The sequence below is a fragment of the Acetobacter lambici genome (assembly GCF_011516885.1).
GTDB classification, from domain to species: Bacteria; Pseudomonadota; Alphaproteobacteria; order Acetobacterales; family Acetobacteraceae; genus Acetobacter; species Acetobacter lambici.
In genome coordinates this window covers 50,535-69,435 of the sequence record NZ_WOTD01000010.1, presented here as the reverse complement: position 1 = coordinate 69,435, position 18,901 = coordinate 50,535, and the positions used below count along the sequence as shown (strand labels likewise).

Sequence of the window (18,901 nt, the reverse complement as noted above, 5' to 3'; positions counted from 1 at the left end):
TTTTTTGTGGTGTGCGCTGTTATTCCGCCGCCGCCCGTAGCCCGGCCCCTGCGGCAAGGGGGCAGAGTGGGAGCGTGCCCGCAACAAACGCGCCCAGCAGTTCAAGGTCGGGTTGCCATGGCAGACCGTTGGAGGCGGCGTCTATGGCGGCTGCGCCAAAAATAAGGGCAGGTGTGGCCAAAGGCAGGGTCAGCAAAGGCAGCAGTACTCCGCCCCGCCGTGCCCCCAGTACAATGGAGGCCCCCATCCCCCCGATAAGGGAGAGCACGACCGACCCCAAAAACAGCCCCCCCAGCAGCACGGGCAATGCGGAGGAGGGCAGGCCCAGCATAACGGCCAGCGGCACGGCGGCCAGCAGGAGCGGCACACCTGTTGTGAGCCAGTGAGCGGTTATTTTGGCCAGCGCCACCAGTGCAGGCGGCAGACCAAGCAGAAGGAGCTGGTCGAGCGAGCCATCCTCCAGCTCCGCGCCAAACAGCCGGTCCAGTGGCAAAAGGGCGGCCAGCAGGGCGCAAACCCAGATAATGCCCGGCGCCATGTGGCGCAAAAGCTCGGGCGAGGGACCAAGGGCAAGCGGGAATAGCGTTGCGGTCACTACAAAAAACAGCACGGCACCCAGCGTATCCGCTCCGTGGCGCAGGGCCAGCCGCAGGTCGCGCATGACAATGCCCCAGAACAGCCGGTTCATGCGTAGTCTCCCTCAAACGCGCCAAAGGGCCGTGGGTCGGTGGCTCCGGGCAGGTCCAGCGCACAGGTGTTGTCCAGCGGCAGGGGCACATGGGTTGTGGCGATCAGGATGCCGCCGCGCGCCCGGTGGGCCGCCATGGCGTGGCCCAGCAGGGTTATGGCCGCCGAATCCAGCCCCAGACTCGGCTCGTCCAGCAGCCAGAGCGGGGCTTCCGCCAGCAGCACGCGGGCAAGGGCTGTGCGCCGCTTTTGCCCAGCGGACAGCAGGCGCGCGGGCAGGTTGGCAAGGGGGAGCAGGTCCATGGCCTCCAGTGCGTCGGCCATGCGTGCGCCGGGGCGGGTGAACAGGTGCAGGTTTTCGGCCACACTCAGGCCGGGTTTAAGCGCATCTTGGTGGCCGATATAGGCCACGCGCTCCGCATGGGCGGCGGGGTCCTCAAAAATTGATTGCCCATTCCATGTCAGTTGCCCCGAATCCGGTTTGCGCAACCCGGCCAGCACACGCAGCAGGGTGGATTTGCCTGCCCCATTGGGGCCGGTCAGCAACATGGCATCACCCGCGTGCAGGTGCAGGCTTACGCCGTCAAGCACCAGACGGTCCCCGCGAAAAACGCACAGGTTGTCCGCCATCAGTGCTGCATTGGTGGGCGCGGGCGTGCCGGAGGGGGCTTTGGCACGGGGGTCAGACTGGCTCACGGAGATGGGACTTCTCCTTTTTGTTACCGTAATCACACAAAAAGCGGGATTGCTCGCGCGGTCGTGGTCACTCCCCCGCTTGTGCCTTTTATCCGTGCCGGTATGTTCTAGCCCCAACGGGATATCAAGCCGGTTGTCCGAAGAGCGGACACGCACGCAGCGCCGTGCGGAACAATACGGAACACAACGGTGTCCTGAACGCATCACCAGCCATCGGCTGTGATCGGGGAGAAAGCGACGATGAAATCGGTTGGCCACGACTCACTCAAAACAGGCCGCACCCTTGAGGTTGACGGCAAGACCTACCACTATTTTTCCATTCCCGAAGCGGCAAAAACCATTGGCGACGTAAGCCGCCTGCCGGTTTCGCTCAAGGTTCTGCTGGAGAACATTCTTCGGTTTGAAGATGCGCGCTCCTACAGCGTGGAAGACGCCAAGTCCATTGCTGGCTGGCTGCCCAAAGGCTGCAGCAGCAAGGAAGTGCCCTTCAAGCCTTCACGTATTCTCATGCAGGATTTCACGGGTGTTCCCGGGGTGGTCGACCTTGCCGCCATGCGCGACGGCATTGTCAACCTCAAGGGCGACCCGCAGAAGGTCAACCCGCTGGTGCCGGTCAACCTTGTGATCGACCACTCCGTGATGGTGGACTTTGCCGGGACGGACGAAGCCCTGCAGGAAAACATTACCCTCGAATTCGAACGTAATGCGGAACGCTATGCCTTCCTGCGCTGGGGTCAGGAAGCATTCGAGAACTTCTCCGTGGTGCCGCCTGATACGGGTATCTGCCATCAGGTGAACCTTGAATACATCGCGCAGGTGGCATGGACCGCCAACGTGGGTGGCAAGGACTATGTGTACCCCGATTCGCTGTACGGCACGGACAGCCACACGACCATGATCAACGGTCTGGGCGTTCTGGGCTGGGGTGTTGGCGGGATCGAAGCCGAAGCCGCCATGCTTGGCCAGCCCATTGCCATGCTCATCCCCGACGTGATCGGCTTCAAGCTGATCGGCAAGCTGCCAGAAGGGGCCACGGCCACCGATCTGGTGCTGACCGTAACGCAGATGCTCCGCAAGAAGGGCGTTGTTGGCAAGTTTGTGGAATTCTTTGGCCCAGCCCTTGACCACCTGCCCGTTGCCGACCGCGCCACCATTGCCAACATGGCTCCGGAATATGGTGCAACCTGCGGCTTCTTCCCCGTGGATGAGCTGACGCTGGACTTCCTGCGCCAGACCGGCCGCGACGAACACCGCATTAAGCTGGTTAAGGAATACCTGGTCGCACAGGATATGTTCCGCACCGCAAAAACGCCCGAACCCGTGTTTACGGACGTGCTGGAGCTGGACCTGAGCACGGTTGTGCCCTCCCTTGCTGGCCCCAAGCGCCCGCAGGACCGCGTGGAACTCAAGAACGCCACCACCGCGTTTGAAAAAGAACTGACCTCCTCGCTGGGTGTTCCCGCAGCCGAAGCCAATAAAAAGGTTCCGGTCGCTGGCACCAATTACGAGCTGGGCAGTGGCGATGTGGTGATTGCGGCCATTACGTCGTGCACCAACACCTCCAACCCGGCGGTGCTGATTGCTGCTGGTCTGGTGGCCCGCAAGGCGCGCGCTCTGGGCCTGACCCCCAAGCCTTGGGTCAAGACCTCGCTCGCACCCGGCTCGCTGGTTGTGACCGACTACCTCAACCGTTCCAAACTGACCGAAGACCTGGACGCCATGGGCTTCAACACGGTTGGTTACGGCTGCACCACCTGCATTGGTAACTCCGGCCCGCTGCCCGGCAACATTGTGGACGCGATTGAAAACAACAACCTGGTTGCTGTTTCCGTCCTGTCTGGCAACCGTAACTTTGAGGGTCGTATTTCCCCCAACGTGCGCGCCAACTACCTTGCCAGCCCGCCGCTGGTGGTTGCTTACTCCCTGCTGGGCACCATGCGCGAGGACATCACGACCGCGCAGCTTGGTACCTCCAAGGATGGCAAGCCGGTGTACCTGAAGGACATCTGGCCTTCCAACAAGGAAATTGCCGACCTGATCGCCTCTTCCATCACGCGTGAAGAGTTTATCAAGCGCTATGCCAACGTCGGCAAAGGCACCAAGGAATGGCAGGGCCTCAAGGTTGCGACCGGGTCCGAAACCTACAAGTGGGACCCCAAGTCCACCTACGTGCAGGACCCGCCGTACTTCAAGAACATGGCGGTCGAACCTACGGCTCCGGGCAATATTTCCGGTGCGCGTATTCTGGCCCTGCTGGGTGACAACATCACCACCGACCATATCTCCCCCGCTGGCTCCATTAAAAAGGACAGCCCCGCTGGCCGCTACCTGATGGAACACGGCGTGGAAGCCAAGGACTTCAACTCCTACGGCTCACGGCGTGGGAATGACCGGGTCATGGTCCGTGGCACGTTCGCCAACATCCGCATCAAGAACGAAATGGTGCCGGGGACCGAGGGTGGCTATTCCAAGCATTACCCCGATGGCAAGGAAGGCGCGATCTATGACGTGGCCATGGAATACAAGGAAGCGGGCGTGCCGCTGGTTGTATTCGGTGGCAAGGAATACGGCATGGGCTCCTCGCGCGACTGGGCTGCCAAAGGCACCCTGCTGCTGGGTGTTAAGGCCGTGATCGCGGAAAGCTTTGAACGTATCCACCGTTCCAACCTTGTGGGCATGGGCGTTCTGCCGCTGCTGTTCAAGGAAGGCACAACCCGTCAGACCCTTGGTCTGAAGGGGGATGAAGTGATCAGCATTTCCGGAATTGACAAACTCACGCCCCGTATGGACGTGATTATGACAATTACAAGAAATGACGGTTCCAAGCAGGAAGTACCGCTGCTTTGCCGGGTCGATACTCTGGACGAGGTAGAGTATTACAGGCATGGTGGCATCCTTCAGTACGTCTTGCGAGGGATGACGAAAGCTGCCTGAGAACCCATCCGTTCAAGGTGAACGTCTTATTGCCGACCCGGTGCAAACCGGGTCGGCTTTTTCTATGAATGACCCTGTAGTTCTGAGTGCGGAACAGTTGCACAAGGACTTTGGTGAAGGGGAGATCCTGTGTGGCGTGTCCATGCAGGTCCGCAAGGGGGAGCTGGTGTCTATCATCGGTCCTTCTGGTTGCGGTAAATCCACCTTCCTGCGGTGTCTCAATTTTCTGGAAATACCCGACCGTGGCACGGTAACGGCCATGGGGGTGACCATTGAACGCAATGGTGGCCCGTGGCGCAAAGCGGAGGAGCATCTGGCCCACCGGTTGCGTACGCATGTGGGCATGGTGTTCCAGAGTTTTAATCTGTTCCCGCACCTGAGCGTGCTGGATAACGTGATGCTGGCCCCCCGCGTGGTCAAAGGCGGCAATGCCGAAGCCGACCGGGAAGAGGCCATGGCCCTTTTGGAAAAAGTGGGTCTGGCCAAGGTGGCGCAGCGTTACCCGGTCTCGCTTTCTGGCGGTCAGCAGCAGCGTGCGGCCATTGCCCGCGCGCTGGCCATGCGCCCCGAGATTATGCTGTACGATGAGCCCACTTCTGCCCTGGACCCCATTGTGGCCGAGGAAGTGCTTAACGTCATGCGCACGCTTGATGATGAGGGCATGACCCAGATTATTGTCACCCACGACATGCGCTTTGCCGAGGTCGCATCCGACACGGTGGTGTACATGGATGGTGGCCATGTGATCGAGGCCGGTCCGCCAGAAATCCTGTGCGTGAACCCCGCCCACGAACAGACACGCCGTTTTATGAGGACAGTCCTGTGATGAACACCGCACAGCCCCGCCCTCGCCGCCTGTTGGGTGCTTTGTTTGGCCTGCTGGGTGCCCTGCTGGTACTTGGCGCCCCCGGTGCGGCCTCCACCGCCCACGCGCAGAGCAAGCCCTTCCACTGGGCGGCAGATTCCTCGGCCGATGTGCCCTACACGTTCCATGACCTCAAAGACCAGAACAAGCTGACGGGCTTTGAATATGACCTGATGCAAGAACTCAGCCGCCACATGGGCGCGCCGCTGGACTTCATCAACAACGACTGGGACGGGCTTATTCCCGGCCTGCAACGTGGCCTGTACGACATGGTCATCTGCGGGATCGAGATGACCGATGAACATGCTGAAGGCATTGACTTCAGCATACCTTATTACGTGACCTCCGAACGGCTGGTGGTGCGCCGCAAGGGCAAGCAGCTGACCACCATGGCAGATCTGGAAGGCCACACGGTCGGCACGATCAAGGATACGCAGGCCGAGCGTATGCTGACCAACAACACCAAGATCTCCCTACGCACCTATGATGAAGAAACAGATGCGTTCATGGATCTGGTGAATGGTCGCACCGATGCCATTCTGATCGACGGCCCCATTGCCAAATATTACGGCGATACAAACCCCGCCCTGCATATTGTGGGCGAACCCATTGGCCGCGTGCAGTACGGCATTGCCTTTGCCAAGGGCCAGAACGCGGAACTGCGCGAGCGGGTGAACGCAGCCCTTGTGTCCATGCAGCAGGACGGCAGCCTGCACCACATTCTGGTGCGCTGGGACCTGTGGACGCCAGAAATGGCGCAGCTGACCAACGACCACACCCAGCCCAACGTCACCCCGGCAGCGTGGAACAACTACGTGGCCGAGTTGCAGGGCAAGGGCGGTTTTCGCGTCAAGCTTGAACGCTATGCTGGCTTTGTGCCGCAACTGGTCCGTGCAGCAGGGCTTACGCTGCTGGTTTCGCTGTGCGCCATGGTTGTGGCGGTGGGGCTTGGGCTTGGGCTGGCGCTGCTGCGCCTGTATGGCCCCCGCCCGCTGGCATGGCTGGCCGGGATTTATGTGGAACTGGTCCGGGGCACGCCACTGCTTATTCAGGTGCTGTTCATTTTTTACGGCCTGCCCGAATTTGGCATCAGCATGTCTCCCTTTGTGGCCGGTGTTGTCAGCCTTGGTATGAACTATGCCGCCTATGAGGCCGAAAACTACCGAGCGGGCCTGCAATCGGTCGCCCATGGGCAGATGGAAGCGGCCCTTGCCCTGAACATGACCCACGCTCAGGCGTTGCGCTACGTGCTGGTGCCGCAGGCGTTCAGGCTGGTTATGCCGGTCATGACCAACGACTTTATCTCGTTGCTCAAGGACTCCTCTCTGGTCAGCGTGATCACCCTGACCGAACTTACGCAGACCTATATCCGCCTGTCTTCGGCCTATTTTGACTATTTTGGCACGGGGCTGATGGTGGGTGCGGCGTACCTGCTGCTGGGTCTGCCTTTTGTGCGGCTGGCGCGGCTGGCGGAAAAACGCCTTGCCATGCCCCATACCCGCCGCCGGTAAGGCTGTAACCTCGCGGCCATGTCTATAGCTTTAATGCGCTATAGGCATGGCCGGTTCTTGTTCTGTCTATGTTGTATCCAACCTAACCTTGCTGCAATAGGGAAGGTGGCAAGCTCGTAGCCTGACACAGCATGCTGGAGACAGGGCGGGATGGTTGGAGCCCATTTTTTCGGCACACTCTGAACTGTCTCTCCTGTTGTTGTTGGCAGCACTGGAGAGGGCTAGCCGCCTACACAGGAAACGGTGCCGAACTCCATGGATCTTCTTTCCGCACTGCACAGCTTTGTGCGTGTTGCCGCTACAGGCTCATTCTCCGCCGTCTCGCGCGAGACGGGGGTGAGCCAGCCAACAATCTCCCGTCATATTGCTTTGCTGGAGGCGCATTACGGCACAACGCTGTTTGCGCGCACCACACGCAGCCTGACCATGACCGAGGATGGCCGCAGCCTGCTCCCCCACGCCTATGAGGTGCTGGAAATACTGGAGACGGCGGAAACCGTTCTGGGCCGCAGGCGGGCTTCGGTCTCCGGTCTTGTCCGGCTGGGTGTGACCACGGCCTTTGGCCTGTGCCTGACCCGCAGGATGGGCGAACTGCTCGACCGCCACCCCGACCTGTCGGTGGAGGTGGTCATGCGCGACTCCTTTGGAGATCTGGTGGAAGAGGGGCTGGATCTGGCCGTGCGTGTGGGCGAAATTGCCGAGGGCACGCTGATCGCGCGCAAGCTTGGGCTGGTGCACAAATGGCTGGTGGCCTCCCCCGCCTGCCTGCAACGCCATAGCACCCCCGAACACCCCCGCGCGCTGACCGAATACCCCGGAGTTGTGTACAATTACGGCTCCAGCCGTCTGGACTGGAACTTTGAGCGCGATGGGGAAGAGAGCGTGATTGCGCCTTCCGCCGTGTTCCGCGCCAATAGCAGCGAAGCCGTTATGTACGCAGTGGAAGCAGGCATTGGCGTGGGTTTGCTCCCGGCTTTTCAGGTGCGCGATGCCGTGGCCAGTGGCCGCCTGATCCGCCTGTTTGCGGACTGGGCCATACCCGGCCTGCCTTTTTACGCCGTGCATACCGGCCCGCGGACCCTGCCGCTGCGCACACGCACGGTCATGGACTTTCTGGTCGAGGTATCGGCCGATCTGCTGCGTGATGGCGGGGCTTTGTCCCCCGTTCTGTAAGGGTCACTTTTACGCAGTGTGCTCAACACAAAAAAAGCCGGGTCCTGTGCCCGGCTTTTTTGCGTGCGGTGTATGCCTTGCCAGCCCCGGAGGGCAGGGGCCGCCCTGACTGCCTTAACCGTGAAAAGCCGGGTCCATGGAGGCTTCGGACGGGGTAGAGTTTGGGGTCAGCTTGCTGTCAAATCCGTTCTGGAGTGTGGGCACCCAGCCACGCAGCCAGCTATTGGTGCGCTGCACAAAATCCGTAACAGCCCCCGAATCGGCCATGCCCGCGCGGGACCAGTTTTCCGGCTCGCCCGGTACCCTACGCGCACCGGCTTCTGCCGGGCTGAGCAGCGTATGTACGCTCATAAAGTCCACCCCTGCGCCAGATTTGCTTTTTTCCACCAGATTCCAGCCAGCATCGACCAGAATGGGGGGGAGGTCAAAGCCCATCATGGTCAGGCGCTGCACGGCGGGGGGGATGTACATCTGGTCACTCAGGAGCACCTGTAGCGCCTCGTTGGAGGTCAGGAACAGGTTGTTCACCACCCGTATGGGGGTGGTCATCCAGCATTCGTTGCGGCTGCCATCCTGCGGGGCGGCCTCGTTCATGAAGTTGAAGCTGCTGTGGCATTCATCCTGAATCATGTGCACGGCTGCCACCGGCAGGGACTGGGTGGTGGCCTGCGCAATAATCAGCCCGGTTACAATCCCCTGTGCGGAGCGGACGTACAGGGCTGTCAGCACCTCGCCGTGGGCCACGTCGTCCTGAAAGTTCACAACCGGGTGCCATTTGCCTGCGGGCAGGTGTAACTGCCGCCCCGCAAAGGCCACCGAGCCCTCAAACTGCGCATCCATGGGCGGGATGGAGACCGTGCGCTGGTCCTCATCGGGGTGGAGGGCATCACTCGCTTCGGTGCCGCCCATGGCGGAGGGCAGCATATGGCGGACCTTGCTGCTGAGCGCGCCGTAACCCGGCAGGGTTTTGCTCAGCCATGGGGCCGGGAACACGATAGATAATGTGCCGCATACGCCTGCGGTTATCAGTGCGGTGCGCCAGAGCGGGGCACGGTGCCACAGGCGGGTAAAAGCGGTCATACGGTAACCTTGGTTGTGGGTGCGGCGGGCAGGGGCGCGTCTGGTTGGGTCAGGGGGTCAGGCGGGCATGGAGCCCGTCATCACGGTTGTCGGCCACCTTGGCCACCACGGTGCCATCGTCCTCCTTGACCAGCCGGACCATGCTGGCCCCCTGCTGGCGGGCAACAATAAGGGATTCGCTGATCATATCCTCAATCGAGCGGACCAGATCCCGCGCGGAGGCGGCATCGCCCATACGGCTCTGGCGGCGCATGACATCCAGCAGCAGGGATGCATCAATCCCGCTGGTTTCCACCTTCAGGCCGTAGCCTTCGATCATGGCTTCAATTTCCAGCGCGCCCACGCGGGCAATATCCAGCCCACGCAGGGCACGGAAGACAAAAATACGGTCCAGCCGGTTGAGCACTTCTGGCGCAAAGCCAGCCTGACGCAGTGCCTCGACCGATTCGGCACGCATGCGGTCGGGGTCGTCATGCAGGCGGTCGGCAATTTCGGTCAGGGCATCGGTGGCAATGTTGGAGGTCAGCACAAAAATGGCCCGGACGGTGGAAATCTGCTGCCCGGTCGAGGCTTCGGTAATATGCCCGTCGTTCCATGCGGTCAGGAATTTTTTGAACACATCGGGGTGGGCTTTTTCAATTTCGTCGAGCAGCACCACGGCGTCGGGCTTTTCCTTCAGCCCGCCGGTCAGCTTGCCGTAAGTGTCCGAGCCGACATAGCCTTTGGGCGAGCCAAAAAGCTGGGTGGCGGCGTGGGGGCTGCTCATCTGCGTCATGTCAAAATGCAGCAGGGGGCGTTCAAGCTGGCGGGCCATCTGCTTGGCAAGGTAGGTTTTGCCCGTGCCCGGAGGGCCTGCGAGCAAAAAGATGCCAACCGGCTTGCCACGGATCTGCAGGGCAAGGCGGCGGCGGAGCTGGACGGCAATATCCTCGCACACCTGATCCTGCCCGATCACGCGCGCGCGCAGGTTTGCGGCCAGTTCCTCGGCATCGATTGTGGTTTCGCGCTGTTCGCGCGCAAGCATTTCTTCCAGTTCGGCGCGATTGGTCAGTCTGGCAAGAACGTCCATGATGAACCCCCGTCGGCGTAGTAGCCCTTTGCGGGCCAGATGTTCGGCCCGAGTTTCAAACAGCAGTCCCGCAACACTCAGCATAAGGCCGGTTGCAGCCAGAACAGGCCATGCGGATGCACACCATTGCAGCACATGGGCCGCGGAATGCAGGGAAAGATGCAGGCTGAGCACGATCTGGATGCTGGCAAGCACCAGAAAGACCACCATCATCAGTGGCATCAGCCGGTTGAGTGTAGGGAGCAGGCCCTTCATTGCGCGATCACCGTAAGTGCCAGGGTGTCCCCCTGTTTATAAAGAACGGGCAGGGCCTGTGGGCCAAAAACGGTTATGGCCCCGCTGCCAACGCCCGTCGGGCCGGGTGGGGCCGAGGGGATGATATCCACATTTCCGCTCATGCTAATGGGCAGGATAACCGTTGTGGGTTTGGGTGTAAGCCCCACAGTCTGCTGCCATGGACCGCAGACAAGGGTGATCATGCCGCCAGCCCCTGTTGCGTCATAGACCGGCATGGCCACCAGCCGCACGTCCCTGCGTTTGACCGCGGCCAGAATATCCGCCCGCTGCTGGGCGGAAAAGCTGGAGCCCGCCAGAGCCTGCTCCGCATTTTGCGGGGCGATCACATTGAGCGGCAGGCCTATACGCTGGGACTCGTCCCCCCCGGCAGACTCGGCGGCAATGGTCGGGTTGGACTGGGTTTTGCTCCCGCCATAAAAGTGCAGGCCAGCGCCCGCCATAAGCACGCATGCCGCCATGCCAATAAGGCCAAGGCGCATATTGGGGGATTTTTCGGCCGCCTGGGGCTGAGGCTGCCATGCCGGATCTGGCTTGTTCTGCATGATAACGGTCAGCCTCCTTGCCTGCGTAGTGAAGCGTTGCAGATATGTCGCAGCCAAAGCAATAAAAGCATGTCTATGGGTTGGCGCAATGCGCAAAACTAGTCCAGCGGTAATTTATTTTTTATGGTCAGCCGTGCGCAAACAGGGCGTGGGTGGTTTCTGCCCTTGCAGTCTACGCCTGAGTGCACTAGATAAGCCATCATCCTTCTCAATTTGAATGACGTTTCGGGGGGTGGCCTTAGAAGGGCCGCCTTTTTTGCTTTGGACAATGATCTTTCTGCCCATTCTGGCCTTGAGGGCCGCCTTGTTGCACTGATTGCTCCTGCCGTAGAGGAAATGGGGTATGAAATTGTGCGTGTGGCGGTGCTTGGGCGTGAGCGGCCCACGGTGCAGATCATGGCTGACCGGGCGGACGGAATGTTGATCAATGTTGAGGATTGTGAGCGAATCAGCCACGCCGTTGGCGCTGTGCTGGACGTGGAAGACCCCATTCCGGGGGCATGGACGCTGGAAGTGTCCTCCGCTGGAATCGACCGTCCGCTCACACGTGCCAAGGACTGGACCCGTTTTGCGGGGCATCAGGCCAAGGCGGAAGTTCTGGTCCCCATTGAAGGGCGGCGTCGTTTTGCCGGTGTTTCTCTGGGGTCCGATGGAACAGTGGCCCGTATGCGCCTGGATGACGGTACCGAGGTGGTTCTGCCACTGGCCGAAATCCGCAAGGCGCGACTGGTGCTGACCGATGCGCTGATTGAAGACAGCGCCCGTATGGTACAGCCTGCATCGGATGCAGGTGTGGAGCAGGATGGCAAAAAAGAGCCCCCTGCTTCCAAGGTGCATTGATAAAGCTGCCTGTTTTGGAGAGCTGAGAGCATGGATACCTCCGTTTCCCGTCCTGAACTGCTGCTGGTGGCAGACGCTGTTTCGCGCGAAAAGGGCATTGATCGTGAAGAGGTTCTGGAGGCCATGGAGCAGGCCATCCAGAAAGCTGGCCGCGCCAAATACGGGCACGAAAAGGACATTCGCGCCACAATCGACCGCCGTTCGGGCGAGGTACGCCTCTCCCGCTGGACGGAAGTTGTGGACGTGGTGGAAAATGAAGATGCGCAGATCGCGCTCTCCATCGCCCGCAAGTTCCGCCCCGAAATTCAGGCTGGCGAATATCTGATCGACCCGCTGCCCCCGATCGACTTCGGGCGTATTGCGGCCCAGACCGCCAAGCAGGTTATTGTGCAGCGTGTGCGTGAATATGAACGTAAACGCCAGTATAACGAATTCAAGGACCGCGTAGGCGAGATCGTGAACGGCACCGTCAAGCGGACCGAATACGGCAACCTGCTGGTCGAGATCGGTTCCGCCGAGGCGCTGCTGCGCCGCGATGAACTGATCCCGCGTGAGACATTCCGGAACTCCGACCGCGTGCGCGCCTACATCTATGATGTGCGTGACGAACCGCGCGGCCCGCAGATTTTCCTCTCCCGCACGCATCCGGCCTTTCTGGCCAAGCTGTTCGCGCAGGAAGTGCCCGAAATCTACGACGGAATTATCGAAATCAAGGCTGTTGCCCGTGACCCCGGGTCCCGCGCTAAAATGGCCGTGATCTCGCGCGATGCCTCCATTGACCCCGTCGGGGCCTGCGTTGGTATGCGCGGCTCCCGCGTGCAGGCCGTTGTGGCCGAATTGCAGGGCGAAAAAATCGACATCATTCCCTGGAGCCCGCAGGCCGCCACCTTTGTGGTGAACGCGCTGGCCCCTGCTGAAGTCAGCAAGGTGGTGATGGACGAGGAAGCCGGGCGCGTTGAAGTTGTTGTGCCTGACGACCAGCTCTCCCTCGCCATTGGTCGGCGTGGGCAAAACGTGCGTCTGGCCAGCCAGCTGACACGCTGGGACATTGATATTCTGACCGAAGCGGAAGAATCAGAACGCCGTCAGGAAGAATTCCGTCGTCGCAGCGGCCAGTTCGTTGAAGCACTGGACGTGGATGATGTGATTGCAGGCCTGTTGGTGACCGAAGGCTACCATAGCATCGAGGAACTGGCATTTGCCGACCCCGATGAACTGGTGGGCATCGAAGGGTTTGACGACTCGGTCGTGCAGGAACTGGTACAGCGTGCCGAAGGCCACCTTGTCCGGCAGGAAGAAAAGCTGGATGAGCGCCGCCAGGAGCTTGGTGTTACCGACGATATTGCAAATATGGGTGTGTTCACCAACCAGATGCTTGTGACACTGGGTGAAAAGGGTGTAAAAACTCTGGACGACCTCGGTGATCTGGCCGGCGATGAGCTGGTCGAAATTCTGGGGGCGGATGCCATAGAAGAAGACGCAGCCAATGAGATTATCATGGCAGCGCGTGCGCACTGGTTTGAGGATGAAGCGGGTGCAACTCCTTCAGCCGAGCCAGAAGGCGGGGCAGGCGTCTGAGGCCTTGATACAGGGTGGGTGGTGATTTCTTGCCAGCAGCAGAAGAGAAGGGCAGCCTCCGCAGGTGCGCAGTCACGCGGGAGGAAGGCATTCCGGCTCAGATGGTGCGGTTTGTTATCTCACCCTCATCCATAGTCGTCCCTGATCTGGACGCGCGTCTGCCGGGACGGGGAATATGGTTGAGTGCCCGCCGGGATGTGATAGAACAGGCCTGCAAACGCGGCGTGTTCGCACGCTCTGCGCGGATGCAGGTCAAGGTGCCGGAAGATCTTCTCTCTCAGGTGGAAGTAGGTCTGCACCGGCGGATGATAGAAGTGGTTGGGCTGGCACGACGCGCCGGTCAGGCCATTAGTGGCTTCGTTAAGGTGCGCGAATGGGTTATGCAGCGTCGTGCTGCTGTTATCGTTCACGCATCGGACGGAAGCAGGGAAGAACTGGACCGCCTGATATCGGGTGGTCGGGATATTCCTGTCGTTGATGCGTTGTCGTCCGAGGAACTGGCTAAGGTTTTTGGGCGTGAACGTGTTGTGAATGTGGCGCTGGCGGCCGGCGGGCTGGCTACGCGTCTTTGTTGTGAAAACAGACGTTTTGCGGGGGTGGCCGTTGGCGATCCCCGGGTCTGCCGGACCTTTCCGGCGGATGGGTGTGAACAGGCGGGTCAATGAGCGAAGGCAAGGATCAGGATCAGGGTAAGGGGCGTTTGTCCCTTCGGCCGGCAGGGCGTCCGGAGGTCGGACGGACGGTTGATGCCGGGTCCGTGCGGCAAAGTTTCAGTCATGGCCGTTCAAAGGTCGTGCAGGTGGAAGTGCGTAAAAAACGTGGTCCTTCCCCGGCTGGCGCTGGTGGGCGCTCCGGTGGTTCCCGCGCAGGCGGCGGCCGTACCCTGACCGCAGCCGAACTGGCAATGCGCCAGCGCGTGCTTCAGGAACAGAAAAAAGAGGCAGAAGACGCCGAACGGCGTGATGCCGAACGGCGCGAAGCCGAGAAGATTCGTATTCTTTCCGCCGCTGAGGAAGCGCGCCGGAAGGAAGAAGAGGACAAGCGTCTGGCTGAAGAGCGCGAGGCCGAAGAGGCCGCCGCGACCGATGCCGACCGCAAGGCCCGTATTGATTCGATCAAACCGATCGAGGTCAAGGCGCCTGTTGTGTCCGCCGTGCCGATCCCCGGTGAAGTCACGCTCGCTCCCCCCGCTGGCCGTCTGCGCCCGCTGGCCGAGCGTGCGATCATGCCTGCCAAGCCGCTCAAGCCTGCGGCACCTGCGCGCACTCCTGCTGCGGCTCCCGCAGCGGAAAAGGACGCCAGTGCAGCCCAGACCCTGCGTCTGCGCAGTGGCCGTGGCACCGAAGGTGAGGAAGAGCAGCGCCGTGGCCCAGCCCGTAACAAGGCCGTGCCGCCACGCAAGAACAACAGTGGCCGTAAGGGGGACACCGGTGGTGGCCGCCGTGCAGGCCGGATTGACGTGCAGGCCGCGATTGAAGGGGATGACGACAAAACCCGTTCGCTCGCTTCCGTACGCCGCCAGCGTGAACGTGAGCGCCGTCAGGCCGAACTGGAACGCCTGCGATCCGATCAGGTCAAGGTTGTGCGTGACGTTATTCTGCCCGAAACAATTACGGTGCAGGAACTGGCCAACCGTATGGCGGCCCGTCAGGGTGAGGTGATCAAGGCGCTCATGAAAATGGGCGTTATGGCAACCGTAACCCAGAGCATTGATGCCGATACGGCGGAACTGGTGGTGGAAGAATTCGGCCACCGCGTACGCCGCGTGTCCGAAGCGGATGTGGAACTGGGTATTGAAGGCGTGGAAGACGCGACCGACGATATGCAGCCCCGTCCGCCCGTGGTTACGATCATGGGGCATGTCGATCACGGCAAGACCTCCCTGCTGGACGCACTGCGCACCACGGACGTGGCAGCGGGTGAAGCCGGTGGCATTACCCAGCACATCGGGGCTTATCAGGTCACACTGGAATCCGGTGCGAAGATCACCTTCTTGGATACACCCGGACATGAGGCCTTTACGGCCATGCGTGCCCGTGGCGCGTCCATTACGGATGTGGTCGTACTGGTGGTGGCAGCTGATGACGGCGTGATGCCGCAGACGATCGAGGCCATCAAGCACGCCAAGGCGGCCAATGTGCCCATGATCATTGCCATCAACAAGATGGACAAGCCGGGTGCCAAGCCCGAGCGCGTGCGGCAGGATCTGCTGCAGCACGAGATTGTGGTCGAATCCATGGGTGGTGACGTGATGGACATTGAAGTGTCCGCACGCCAGCGCACCGGGCTGGACAAGCTGGAAGAAGGTATTCTGCTTCAGGCGGAAATTCTGGAACTTCAGGCTAACCCGGAACGCGCAGCCGAAGGTGCGGTTATTGAAAGCCGTCTGGACCGTGGTCGCGGTTCGGTTGCTTCCGTGCTGGTGCAGAAAGGTACGCTCCGCAAGGGTGACATTGTGGTCGCCGGTGCTGAGTGGGGCCGTGTGCGCGCTCTGGTTGATGATCGTGGTCGTCAGGTAGACGTTGCTGGTCCGTCCATGCCGGTGGAAATTCTGGGTCTGTCCGGGGTTCCCGCTGCTGGCGCACCGTTTGTGGTCGTGGAAAACGAAAACCGTGCCCGCGAAATTTCCGAGTTCCGTCAGCGCAAGCTGAAGGAACATCAGGTTGCCGGGCAGGTTGCCGCCCGTGGCACGCTTGATCAGATGCTGGCCCGTATTCAGGCCGGTGTGCAAAAGGAAGTGTCTGTCCTTATCAAGGCGGACGTGCAGGGCTCGGCCGAAGCACTCCAGACCACAGTGCTCAAGCTGGCTAACGAAGAAGTGGGCGTACGCGTCCTGAATGCCTCGGTCGGTCAGATCACGGAAAGTGATGTGCAGCTTGCCAAGGCGTCGGATGCGGTCATTATCGCCTTTAACGTGCGTGCAACCTCTCAGGCGCGGCTTCTGGCCCAGCGTGAAGGGGTGGACATCCACTACTACTCCATCATCTATCAGGTGGCGGACGACGTGGAGCTGCTCGTACGTGGCAAGATGGCACCCAAGCATCGCGAAAAGTTCCTTGGCTACGCCGAAATCCGCAAGGTTTTCGAAATCAGCAAGGTTGGCAAGGTGGCCGGTTGCTTTGTAACCGACGGTGTTGTCAAACGTGGCTGTGGCGTGCGTCTGCTGCGTGATGGCGTGGTGATCCATGAAGGTGATCTGAGCCAGCTCAAGCGCTTCAAGGACGACCAGAAGGAAGTGACCAAAGGTTACGAATGTGGTCTTTCCTTTGCAGGCTACAACGATCTGCGCGAAGGCGATGTGGTGGAATGCTTTGAAAGCGAGTTAATTCCAGCATGAGTCGTCGCCAAGGATCAGGCAGTAAAACAGGGGGACCGGCGGACTACATCGCCGGTCTTTCCTCATCTGGCCCATCGCAGCGGCAGTTGCGGGTAGGGGAAGAAGTGCGGCGCGTTCTGGCGGAACTGTTCGCCCGCACCACATTCCGTGACCCGGATCTGTCCGATGTTGCCATTACAGTGACCGAAGTACGACTTGCGCCTGACTTCAAGCATGCCACTGTGTTTGTTACCCGGCTGGGGCGGAGCGATGTGGCAGCACTTCTGCCCGGTCTCAAGCGGGTTGCCCCGTGGCTGCGCACACAGCTTGCCCACAAGCTGACCGTCCGCACGGTGCCCGAGCTGCACTTCCAGCCCGATACAGCACTGGATACGGCCATGCATGTGGATTCGCTGCTCCGTCTGCCCGAAGTCCAGCGTGACCTTGGCAGCGCGGATAAGAACCAGCCGGACGAAGACTGAGTTCATCTGCAAATGCAGGCTTAAAAGCCGTTTTTTGAAGAACCTGTTGGGGGGCACCCTGACAGGTTTTTTTTGGCTCTTCCGGCCTACCCGCCAGTCTGCCCTTTTTCCTGCTGCACAATGGGGCGGATGGCAAAATTGCTCTGGATCCGCACAACGCCGGGCAGGCGGGACAATTCCTCCTTATGGATGCGTTCGTAATCCTGCATGTCGCGCGCTTCTACCCGGAGCAGATAGTCGGCATCTCCCGTCATCAGGTAACATTCCTTTACGTCCGGGCATTCGCGGATGCGGCTTTCAAACCGGCGCAGGCATTCCTCGGTCTGGCGTTCCAGTGTGATCTGCACAATAACCGTGGCCACGGGGGGCGCGTTGCGGCGGGCGATAATGGCCTGATACCCGCGTATAACTCCCTCTTTTTCCAGCATTTTAACGCGGCGTAGGCAGGCTGAGGGCGAAAGTCCTATACGCTCGGCCAACTCGGCGTTGCTCAGGCGGCCATCATGGCGCAGGTGGCGGAGTATGGCCTCATTAATGCGGTCTGGCATAATCTGTCTTTTGTGGCCTTTTGGCGCAATATTGTGCAAAAATAAAAAGAAAACGCCCAGATCATGCACCATAATGGCAGGATATGCCATAAAGAGTGCGGTAAAATTCTGATACCGTAACAGAACGGATATTTGTCGTGACCCATGCACCCACCCCCGTTCATGCTGGCTGGCCCGCACAACGCGCTGGAGCGGTCCTGAGCGTTAATCTGGACGCGGTGGCCCATAATTACAGGCAGGTCGTGGCCCGCGCGCCCAATGCGGTGTGCGCGGCTGTGGTCAAGGCCGATGCCTATGGGCTGGGGGCCGCACAGGTGGCGCCAGTTCTGGCTGCTGCCGGGGCTACGCAGTTTTTTGTTGCTCATGTGGACGAGGGGCTGGCCCTGCGCCCGCATGTGGGTGCGCAGGCGGGCATTACCGTATTGCACGGCCCCCGGCCCGATGCGGTGGAAGCCTGTCTGGCGCACAATCTGCGCCCGGTGCTGAACAGTCTGGAACAGATTGGCTGGGTCCGTGCCGTGGCACGCGCGCAGCAGCGGCGTATTGGCGTTGTGCTGCAACTGGATACGGGCATGTCCCGCTTTGGCCTGTCCACGCAGGATGTGGCCCAGATTGCCGCAAACCCCGACCTGCTGGATGGGCTGGATGTACAACTGGTCATGAGCCATCTGGCCTGCGCGGATGAGCGGGCAAACCCTGCCAATGCCGAGCAGGCTGCCCGGCTGGTGGCGTATGCGGCCCAGCTACCCGTATCTGCCCCCCTTAGCCTTGCGGCTTCCTCGGGTGTATTCTTGGGGCCGGATTACCATTTTGGCCTCGTCCGCCCCGGTGCGGCACTGTATGGCGTGGCTCCTCACCCGGACGAACCCAACCCCCTGCGTCCGGTTGTGGGGCTTAAGGCCCATGTGTTGCAGACCCGCACACTCAGCAAGGGCGACCGCGTGGGTTACGGGCTGACATGGCAGGCCGAGGGGCCATGCCGCGTGGCTACCATTGCCGTGGGCTATGCGGATGGTTTTGTGCGCGCCCGCGCCAATGGTCTTGTGTGGTTTGGCGGGCTGCCCCTGCCCATACTGGGCCGCATTTCCATGGATTCCATGACCGTGGATATTTCCGCCATTCCGCAAGGCCAGCTTGAGGCTGACGGCATGGTGGACCTTCTGAACGACACATACGGCGTGGACGATGTGGCCCGCGCCGAAGGTACGATCGGCTACGAAGTCCTGACATCGCTCGGGCATCGCTATCATCGCAATTATACGCGCACTGCCTGAGGGCAGAAC

Annotated in this window: 16 protein-coding genes; 10 read left to right on the top strand and 6 right to left on the bottom strand. The window is 60.7% G+C overall.

The window, feature by feature from the left end:
- Nucleotides 1-19: 19 nt before the first annotated feature.
- The gene (gene ccmB, locus GOB86_RS07095) at nucleotides 20-688 is read right to left on the bottom strand and encodes a heme exporter protein CcmB (protein WP_048854764.1); all 669 of its coding nucleotides are present in this window, start codon (nucleotides 686-688) and stop codon (nucleotides 20-22) included.
- Nucleotides 685-1,317 (bottom strand): heme ABC exporter ATP-binding protein CcmA, encoded by a 633-nt coding sequence (ccmA, locus tag GOB86_RS07090; protein ID WP_165991678.1) that lies wholly within the window; start codon nucleotides 1,315-1,317, stop codon nucleotides 685-687. The genes ccmB and ccmA overlap by 4 nt, the downstream gene beginning before the upstream one ends.
- A 306-nt stretch (nucleotides 1,318-1,623) precedes the next feature.
- Between ccmA and acnA the strand changes: the two genes are divergently transcribed.
- From acnA to GOB86_RS07070, 4 genes are all read left to right on the top strand, one after another.
- A complete protein-coding gene (acnA, locus tag GOB86_RS07085) occupies nucleotides 1,624-4,317 on the top strand; it encodes an aconitate hydratase AcnA (RefSeq protein WP_165991660.1) in 2,694 nt (897 codons plus the stop codon).
- A 64-nt stretch (nucleotides 4,318-4,381) separates the two neighbouring features.
- Nucleotides 4,382-5,143, top strand: coding sequence for an amino acid ABC transporter ATP-binding protein (locus tag GOB86_RS07080; RefSeq protein WP_165991659.1), 762 nt, complete (start codon nucleotides 4,382-4,384; stop codon nucleotides 5,141-5,143).
- Nucleotides 5,143-6,693, top strand: coding sequence for an ABC transporter substrate-binding protein/permease (locus GOB86_RS07075; RefSeq protein WP_165991658.1), 1,551 nt, complete (start codon nucleotides 5,143-5,145; stop codon nucleotides 6,691-6,693). The genes GOB86_RS07080 and GOB86_RS07075 overlap by 1 nt, the downstream gene beginning before the upstream one ends.
- A gap of 255 nt (nucleotides 6,694-6,948) precedes the next feature.
- Nucleotides 6,949-7,866 carry a LysR family transcriptional regulator gene (locus GOB86_RS07070; RefSeq protein ID WP_165991657.1) on the top strand — a complete coding sequence of 306 codons (918 nt, stop codon included), beginning with the start codon at nucleotides 6,949-6,951 and terminating at the stop codon, nucleotides 7,864-7,866.
- Between the two features lie 114 nt (nucleotides 7,867-7,980).
- Here the strand turns inward: GOB86_RS07070 and GOB86_RS07065 are convergent, their stop codons facing one another.
- From GOB86_RS07065 to GOB86_RS07055, 3 genes are read right to left on the bottom strand one after another with little or no spacing between them, the layout of a single operon-like run.
- Nucleotides 7,981-8,946 (bottom strand): hypothetical protein, encoded by a 966-nt coding sequence (locus GOB86_RS07065; RefSeq protein WP_165991656.1) that lies wholly within the window; start codon nucleotides 8,944-8,946, stop codon nucleotides 7,981-7,983.
- A gap of 49 nt (nucleotides 8,947-8,995) precedes the next feature.
- Complete coding sequence (locus GOB86_RS07060; protein ID WP_165991655.1) at nucleotides 8,996-10,270, bottom strand: AAA family ATPase; 1,275 nt, start codon at nucleotides 10,268-10,270, stop codon at nucleotides 8,996-8,998.
- On the bottom strand, nucleotides 10,267-10,854 hold the full coding sequence (locus tag GOB86_RS07055) for a hypothetical protein (protein WP_165991654.1): 588 nt from the start codon (nucleotides 10,852-10,854) through the stop codon (nucleotides 10,267-10,269). Before GOB86_RS07055 ends, GOB86_RS07060 begins: the two co-directional genes overlap by 4 nt.
- A gap of 261 nt (nucleotides 10,855-11,115) precedes the next feature.
- Between GOB86_RS07055 and rimP the strand changes: the two genes are divergently transcribed.
- From rimP to rbfA, 5 genes are read left to right on the top strand one after another with little or no spacing between them, the layout of a single operon-like run.
- A complete protein-coding gene (gene rimP, locus GOB86_RS07050) occupies nucleotides 11,116-11,694 on the top strand; it encodes a ribosome maturation factor RimP (protein ID WP_165991653.1) in 579 nt (192 codons plus the stop codon).
- 30 nt (nucleotides 11,695-11,724) lie between these two features.
- Complete coding sequence (gene nusA, locus GOB86_RS07045; protein ID WP_165991652.1) at nucleotides 11,725-13,272, top strand: transcription termination factor NusA; 1,548 nt, start codon at nucleotides 11,725-11,727, stop codon at nucleotides 13,270-13,272.
- A gap of 14 nt (nucleotides 13,273-13,286) precedes the next feature.
- Nucleotides 13,287-13,937, top strand: a complete 651-nt coding sequence (locus GOB86_RS07040) for an RNA-binding protein (RefSeq protein WP_165991651.1) — start codon at nucleotides 13,287-13,289, stop codon at nucleotides 13,935-13,937.
- Entirely contained in the window at nucleotides 13,934-16,609 is a 2,676-nt protein-coding gene (infB, locus tag GOB86_RS07035) for a translation initiation factor IF-2 (RefSeq protein WP_165991650.1), read from the top strand. The genes GOB86_RS07040 and infB overlap by 4 nt, the downstream gene beginning before the upstream one ends.
- Entirely contained in the window at nucleotides 16,606-17,070 is a 465-nt protein-coding gene (gene rbfA / locus GOB86_RS07030; protein WP_165991649.1) for a 30S ribosome-binding factor RbfA, read from the top strand. The genes infB and rbfA overlap by 4 nt, the downstream gene beginning before the upstream one ends.
- A gap of 86 nt (nucleotides 17,071-17,156) precedes the next feature.
- Here the strand turns inward: rbfA and GOB86_RS07025 are convergent, their stop codons facing one another.
- The gene (locus GOB86_RS07025) at nucleotides 17,157-17,618 is read right to left on the bottom strand and encodes an Lrp/AsnC family transcriptional regulator (RefSeq protein ID WP_165991648.1); all 462 of its coding nucleotides are present in this window, start codon (nucleotides 17,616-17,618) and stop codon (nucleotides 17,157-17,159) included.
- Between the two features lie 128 nt (nucleotides 17,619-17,746).
- Here GOB86_RS07025 and alr point away from each other — a divergent pair, with 128 nt between their 5' ends.
- The gene (gene alr, locus GOB86_RS07020; RefSeq protein ID WP_408737343.1) at nucleotides 17,747-18,892 is read left to right on the top strand and encodes an alanine racemase; all 1,146 of its coding nucleotides are present in this window, start codon (nucleotides 17,747-17,749) and stop codon (nucleotides 18,890-18,892) included.
- Nucleotides 18,893-18,901: the final 9 nt, after the last annotated feature.

Coding starts and splice junctions, on each gene's coding strand:
- ccmB (WP_048854764.1), bottom strand. CDS start 688: ATGAACCGGCTGTTCTGGGGCATTGTCATGCGCGACCTGCGGCTGGCC.
- ccmA (WP_165991678.1), bottom strand. CDS start 1,317: ATGGCGGACAACCTGTGCGTTTTTCGCGGGGACCGTCTGGTGCTTGAC.
- acnA (WP_165991660.1), top strand. CDS start 1,624: ATGAAATCGGTTGGCCACGACTCACTCAAAACAGGCCGCACCCTTGAG.
- GOB86_RS07080 (WP_165991659.1), top strand. CDS start 4,382: ATGAATGACCCTGTAGTTCTGAGTGCGGAACAGTTGCACAAGGACTTT.
- GOB86_RS07075 (WP_165991658.1), top strand. CDS start 5,143: ATGAACACCGCACAGCCCCGCCCTCGCCGCCTGTTGGGTGCTTTGTTT.
- GOB86_RS07070 (WP_165991657.1), top strand. CDS start 6,949: ATGGATCTTCTTTCCGCACTGCACAGCTTTGTGCGTGTTGCCGCTACA.
- GOB86_RS07065 (WP_165991656.1), bottom strand. CDS start 8,946: ATGACCGCTTTTACCCGCCTGTGGCACCGTGCCCCGCTCTGGCGCACC.
- GOB86_RS07060 (WP_165991655.1), bottom strand. CDS start 10,270: ATGAAGGGCCTGCTCCCTACACTCAACCGGCTGATGCCACTGATGATG.
- GOB86_RS07055 (WP_165991654.1), bottom strand. CDS start 10,854: ATGCAGAACAAGCCAGATCCGGCATGGCAGCCTCAGCCCCAGGCGGCC.
- nusA (WP_165991652.1), top strand. CDS start 11,725: ATGGATACCTCCGTTTCCCGTCCTGAACTGCTGCTGGTGGCAGACGCT.
- infB (WP_165991650.1), top strand. CDS start 13,934: ATGAGCGAAGGCAAGGATCAGGATCAGGGTAAGGGGCGTTTGTCCCTT.
- rbfA (WP_165991649.1), top strand. CDS start 16,606: ATGAGTCGTCGCCAAGGATCAGGCAGTAAAACAGGGGGACCGGCGGAC.
- GOB86_RS07025 (WP_165991648.1), bottom strand. CDS start 17,618: ATGCCAGACCGCATTAATGAGGCCATACTCCGCCACCTGCGCCATGAT.